This window comes from Dietzia cercidiphylli, from assembly GCF_039531545.1.
In the GTDB taxonomy this organism is placed as follows: Bacteria; Actinomycetota; Actinomycetes; order Mycobacteriales; family Mycobacteriaceae; genus Dietzia; species Dietzia natronolimnaea.
The window spans coordinates 178,930-184,997 of sequence record NZ_BAAAQG010000002.1 but is presented as its reverse complement, the minus strand read 5'-3'; the positions used below and the strand labels follow the sequence as shown (position 1 = coordinate 184,997).

Here is a 6,068-nt window from a genome sequence, read left to right as displayed (position 1 = left end):
CGTGCAGTGGCTCTCAGCGCTTGGCGGGAGCCGTCGCGACCGCGCCGGTCGCCGCGGCGCCGAACACCGAGTAGTGATCAGCCGGGACCTCGTAGACCCTGGCCTTCTTGAGGCTGTCGTCCTTCTTCGGTCGCAGCGACAGGAACATCCACACGGCGAGGAACACGGCGATGCTGACCAGCCAGATGTCCTCGACCCTGCCCACGTGGTTGCCGAACAGCATGGCCAGGAGGAACAACACGAAGAAGCCGCCCACGACGAGGCCGACCTTCCTGTTGTGCTGGTGCCAGCCCCACTGGACCGAGGGCTCGTCGAGGGAGCTGATGCCCCCCACGACGATTTCCTTGCTGGTGTGGTGCCCGTCCGCGCTCATGCTCCCCGGTTCTCCTCACGGCTCGCTGGCAGCCCCGCGGGCCGCCGACATCCCGCTCAGTCTGGCACACGCCCGGCCGGGGTCGACGGGTAACCCGCCGGTGTCACGCCCCCGACGCGTCACGCGATGCGGCGCCCGGCGCCCCGGACGTGGACAATGACGGTGTGACCACGCGCGTTCTCATCCTCGGAAGCACCGGCTCGATCGGTACCCAGGCACTGGAGGTGACCTCCGAGGCCGGCCCCGGCCGGTTCGAGGTCGTGGGCCTGGCCGCGGGCGGCGGTCGGGTGGACCTCCTCGGTGAGCAGATCGCGGCGACGGGAGCCGGCTACGTCGCCGTCTCGGATCCCGCCGGCGCCGCGCGGATCCGGTCGGAGTTCCCCGCGGTGACCGTCTTCGACGGGCCGGGTGGCGCGACCGAGTTGGTCGGGGCGGTGGAGGCGGACGTCGTCCTCAACGGCATCGACGGCTCGATCGGACTCGGTCCCACCCTCGCCGCGCTGGCGACCGGCGCCCGCCTGGCGTTGGCCAACAAGGAGTCGCTCGTCGCCGGTGGTGCGCTGGTGACCGGCGCCGCCGCCCCGGGGCAGTTGGTGCCCGTGGACTCCGAACACTCGGCCATGGCGCAGTGCCTGCGATCGGGCACCGCGGACGAGGTCGCCGGCCTCGTCCTGACCGCGTCCGGAGGTCCGTTCCGGGGCAGGACGCGCGCGCAGCTGGCGGACGTCACCGCGGAGCAGGCGTTGCGGCATCCCACGTGGGCGATGGGGCGGATGATCACACTGAACTCGGCCACCCTGGTCAACAAGGCGCTCGAGCTCATCGAGGCGCATCTGTTGTTCGGGGTGCCGTACGAGAAGATCGAGGTGACCGTCCACCCCCAGTCGGTGGTCCACTCGGCCGTGACCTTCGTCGACGGTGCCACCATCGCCAAGGCGTCTCCTCCGTCGATGAAGCTGCCCATCGCGCTGGCTCTCGGCTGGCCGGACCGAATCCCCGGGGCCACGACACCTCTCGACTTCTCCCGGTCCCACTCCTGGACGTTCGAGCCCGTGGACGAGCAGACGTTCCCCGCGATCTCCGTCGCCCGCGCGGCCGGATCGGCGGGAGGGCTGCGCACGGCGGTGTTCAACGCCGCGAACGAGGAGGCCGCGCCGGCCTTCCTCGACGGGAGGATCGGCTTCACCGAGATCGTCGACGTGGTGGCCGAGACGGTCGCGGCGGCGGACGAGTGGTCGTCCGATCCGCGCGACCTCGACGACGTGACGGCGGCGGAGTCCTGGGCACGGCGCCATGCCGCCACGCTCGTCGCGGGCCGGGAGGGCTGAGTCGTGATGGTGCTCGGGATCGTGCTCTTCGCACTCGGGATCATGGTGTCGATCGTGCTCCACGAGTACGGGCACATGCGGGTGGCGCAGTGGTCGGGAATGAAGGTCCGCCGGTTCTTCGTCGGCTTCGGTCCGACCGTGTGGTCCGTGCGGCGCGGCGGGATCGAGTACGGCCTCAAGGCGGTTCCGCTGGGCGGGTTCTGCGATATCGCCGGGATGACCGCGTACGACGAGCTGGCCCCGGAGGACGAACCCAGGGCCATGTGGCGTCAGGCGTGGTGGAAGCGCGTGGCGGTGCTGTTGGCCGGGCCGGCCATGAACATCGTCCTGGCGATCGCGCTCTTCTACACGGTCGCCCTGGGGTGGGGGCTGGTCAACCGCGACGTCCAACCGATCCCGACCGACCGGGTCGCGGCGGTGGTGGGCGACACCTGCGCGGGGGCGGACCGGTGTGGAGTCGGTGTCGGCCCGGCGGGTGAGGCCGGCATCCTGGCCGGCGACCGGATCACCTCGGTCGACGGCCTTCCGGTGGACAGTTGGTCCGATCTGTCCGAGGTGGTCTCCGCGCGTCCCGGCCAGACCGTCCCCGTCACGCTCGACCGCGCGGGGGAGACCGTGACGACGACGGCGAGCCTGACCTCGTCCTCCGTGGGTGGTCAGGAGAGGGGGGCGCTGGGGGTGCAGCTGTCCGAGGAGGGCATCCCGCAGGAGATCCTCGACGACCCCGCCTATCAGACGGTCAACACCTACGATGCGCTCGGTGCGGTCCCGGCGACCTTCGTGTTCACCGGGGAGATGATCGAGGCCACGATCGACGGACTCATCTCGTTCCCGTCCAAGATCCCGGCGGTGGCGGCGTCGATCTTCGGCGCCGAACGGGCCGATGACTCGCCGGTCTCCGTGGTGGGTGCGAGCCACATCGGTGGCCAGGCGGCCGAGCAGGGTGCGTGGTGGCTGTTCCTGCTCTTCCTCGCGGGGCTGAACCTGTTCCTCGGGGCGTTCAACCTCGTCCCGCTCACCCCGTTCGACGGCGGCCACATCGCGGTGGTGTTCTACGAGAAGATCCGCGACGCGCTACGGCGGCTCCGCGGGCTGGCACCGGGCGGCCCGGCGGACTACGAGAAACTCGCGCCGATCACCATCGGTGTGTTCGTCCTGTTGATGGGCGTGTCCGCGATCGTCATCACCGCGGACTTCGTCAACCCCATACTGCTGACGGGATGAGCGTCCGGACTCCCGATCTCGCCCCCGCGCCCCGGAACGCGGATAATGGCGGACGGGATCCGCGAGCACCCGGCTGGCGACCCCTACGGAAGGCCCTGTTGTGAACGACTCCTCCTCCATCCCCGTCGGACTGGGAATGCCAGACGGTCCACCGCCGGTCCTCGCGCCGCGCCGGAAGACGCGGCAGCTGTTCGTGGGCCAGGTCGGTGTGGGCAGCGATCATCCGGTGTCGGTCCAGTCCATGACCACCACCAAGACCCACGACGTCAACGCCACGCTCCAACAGATCGCCGAACTCACGGCGGCGGGCTGCGACATCGTCCGCGTGGCGTGCCCCCGTCAGGAGGACGCCGACGCGCTCGAGACCATCGCGCGCAAGTCGCCGATACCCGTCATCGCGGACATCCACTTCCAGCCCAAGTACATCTTCGCGGCGATCGACGCCGGGTGCGCGGCGGTACGCGTCAACCCCGGCAACATCAAGGAGTTCGACGGACGGGTCGCCGAGGTGGCCAAGGCGGCCGGCGCGGCGGGGATCCCCATCCGGATCGGCGTCAACGCCGGGTCCCTCGATCCGCGTCTGCTCGCCAAGTACGGCAAGGCCACCCCGGAGGCGCTCGTGGAATCCGCGCTGTGGGAGGCCTCGCTGTTCGAGGAACACGGTTTCGGCGACATCAAGATCTCGGTCAAGCACAACGACCCCGTGATCATGGTGGAGGCCTACCGTCAGCTCGCGTCGAGGAGCGATTACCCGCTCCATCTCGGGGTCACCGAGGCCGGGCCCGCGTTCCAGGGCACCATCAAGTCCGCGGTCGCGTTCGGAGCCCTGCTGTCGGAGGGGATCGGCGACACCATCCGGGTCTCGCTCTCCGCGCCGCCGGTGGAGGAGATCAAGGTCGGTTCGCAGATCCTGCAGTCCCTCGGCCTGCGCCCGCGCAAGCTCGAGATCGTCTCCTGCCCGTCGTGTGGTCGTGCCCAGGTGGACGTCTACAAGCTCGCCGACGAGGTCACCGCCGGCCTCGAGGGGATGAGCGTCCCCCTGCGGGTGGCCGTGATGGGGTGCGTGGTCAACGGGCCGGGCGAGGCGCGTGAGGCCGATCTCGGCGTGGCGTCGGGCAACGGCAAGGGGCAGATCTTCGTCAAGGGCGAGGTCATCAAGACCGTGCCGGAAGCGATGATCGTCGAGACCCTCATCGAGGAGGCCATGCGGATCGCGGAGGAGATGGGCGAGCCCGTCGGCGAGGCCGCAGCGGGTGAGGGCCCCCAGGTCAAGGTCACGCGATAGGCCGATGACCGACACGGCTGCGCCGGAGGCAGCGACCGGCGGGTGTCGCGGGGTGGGCCCCGGGGAGGCCCGCGCCCTGCTCGGCGTCCTCGAATCCGACCCCCTGGTCTCGTGTCCCGCAGCGGAGAAGTTCGCCGCGTCCGGCGCGGTCCCCGGGCCGGAGGGGCGGTTCCTCACGCTGGGCGGCCCCGAGAGGTCGTTGGTGTTCGTGGGGAGTTCGGTGCTGCCACTCCGTGGTGACGCGCACGACCACCACGAACTCGGTCTCGCGGTGGCGGGCCTGGGGTTCGGCCCCATGTCCGTCCACGGGCGGAGGGACCAGGTCACCGCGCTGTGGGACGCCCTCGGCTCCTGCTGGGGGCCTCACAGGGAACACCGCGGGTCACAGCACCTCATGGCGCTGCGACGCCCGGTGGACCAGTCCCTCGTGCTCGGCGACATCCGGGCCGCGACGCTCCTCGAGTTCGAGCAGGTGCTCGCCGCCGCGGCGGCGATGTACCGCGAGGAGCTGGGTGCCGATCCCTTCGCCGTGGGGTCGGGGATCCCGTTCCGCCGCCGGGTCGCGCGTTCCCTGGCGAGGGGGAGGACCTGGATCGGGGTCGACGACGGCGAGGTGTTCTTCAAGGCCGACGTCGCCGCCGTCTCCCCGTGGTCGGCGCAGATCCAGGGGGTGTGGGTCCGACCCGGGAGGAGAGGCGCGGGACTCGGGACCGGCGGCGTCGCCGCGGTGTGCGCCGCCCTCCAGTCCGGTCGCCTGACCCCGTCCCTGGTGGTCAACGGATCCAACGCCGCCGCCCGCTCGGCGTACCGGCGGGTCGGCATGGTCGACGTGGTCGACTACGCGACAGTCCTGATGTGACCTGTCGGGCCACGGTGGCGGCGCCCCGGGACCCGCGGTCGGGGCCGGGTCGGCAGCCGGCCCCGGAACGCACCTATCCTTGGGGCCATGACCACCTCTACCCGTCAGCCCCTCGTCCCCGGCGATCCCACCCCGATCCGGACGGTTCCCGAGTCGATCCCGCGGCCGGAGTACGTCTGGCGCGAGAAGGTCGACGAGGCCAACGGGGAGCCGTGGGTGCAGACGCCCGAGGTGATCGACGCGATGCGCAGGGCGTGCACGATAGCGGCGGACGCCCTCGTCGAGGCGGGGCGTGCGGTGGCACCCGGGGTGACGACCGACGAGATCGACCGGATCGCCCACGAGTTCATGTGTGACCACGGCGCCTACCCGTCGACCCTGGGGTACAAGGCGTTCCCCAAGTCCAGCTGTGTGTCCCTCAACGAGGTGATCTGTCACGGTATCCCCGACACCACGGTCATCCTGGACGGGGACATCGTCAACATCGACGTCACCGCCTACATCGACGGCGTCCACGGCGACACCAATGCCACCTTCCTGGCCGGCGACGTCGCCGAGGAGAACAGGCTCCTGGTCGACCGGACGCGAGAGGCCATGAACCGCGGGATCAAGGCCATCCGCCCCGGCCGGGAGATCAACGTGATCGGGCGTGTCATCGAGTCCTACGCGCGCAGGTTCGACTACACGGTGGTCCGGGAGTTCACCGGGCACGGGGTGGGGCCCACCTTCCACAACGGCCTGGTGGTGCTCCACTACGACGATCCGTCACGGACCGAGGTCCTCGAGCCCGGGATGACGTTGACCGTCGAGCCGATGATCGCGCTGGGCGGTCCCGGGTTCGACATCTGGGATGACGACTGGACCGTCACCACGGCGGACAAGTCGTGGACCGCACAGTTCGAACACACCGTGCTGGTCACCGACGAGGGGTACGAGGTGTTGACGCTGCCGAGCGGGGGCTGAGTTCCGCTCCGGCCCCGGCTCGCGGGTCGGAACCCG

Annotated in this window: 6 protein-coding genes; 5 read left to right on the top strand and 1 reads right to left on the bottom strand. The window is 70.5% G+C overall.

Annotation, left to right across the window (positions count from 1 at the left end; translation table 11 throughout):
* Positions 1-13 precede the first annotated feature (13 nt).
* Positions 14-373, bottom strand: a complete 360-nt coding sequence (locus ABD250_RS00890) for a DUF2631 domain-containing protein (RefSeq protein ID WP_182639536.1) — start codon at positions 371-373, stop codon at positions 14-16.
* Between the two features lie 164 nt (positions 374-537).
* On the opposite strand from ABD250_RS00890, the gene dxr reads away from it, so the two are divergent.
* From dxr to map, 5 genes are all read left to right on the top strand, one after another.
* A complete protein-coding gene (gene dxr, locus ABD250_RS00885; protein ID WP_338404142.1) occupies positions 538-1,701 on the top strand; it encodes a 1-deoxy-D-xylulose-5-phosphate reductoisomerase in 1,164 nt (387 codons plus the stop codon).
* Positions 1,702-1,707: 6 nt separating this feature from the next.
* Complete coding sequence (locus ABD250_RS00880) at positions 1,708-2,925, top strand: M50 family metallopeptidase (protein WP_182658139.1); 1,218 nt, start codon at positions 1,708-1,710, stop codon at positions 2,923-2,925.
* 136 nt (positions 2,926-3,061) lie between these two features.
* Positions 3,062-4,210, top strand: coding sequence for a flavodoxin-dependent (E)-4-hydroxy-3-methylbut-2-enyl-diphosphate synthase (ispG, locus tag ABD250_RS00875; RefSeq protein ID WP_182658140.1), 1,149 nt, complete (start codon positions 3,062-3,064; stop codon positions 4,208-4,210).
* 4 nt (positions 4,211-4,214) lie between these two features.
* On the top strand, positions 4,215-5,069 hold the full coding sequence (locus ABD250_RS00870) for a GNAT family N-acetyltransferase (protein WP_182658141.1): 855 nt from the start codon (positions 4,215-4,217) through the stop codon (positions 5,067-5,069).
* A gap of 87 nt (positions 5,070-5,156) precedes the next feature.
* Positions 5,157-6,032: a type I methionyl aminopeptidase gene (gene map, locus ABD250_RS00865; RefSeq protein WP_182658142.1), complete on the top strand. Its 876-nt coding sequence runs from the start codon at positions 5,157-5,159 to the stop codon at positions 6,030-6,032.
* Positions 6,033-6,068 lie beyond the last annotated feature (36 nt).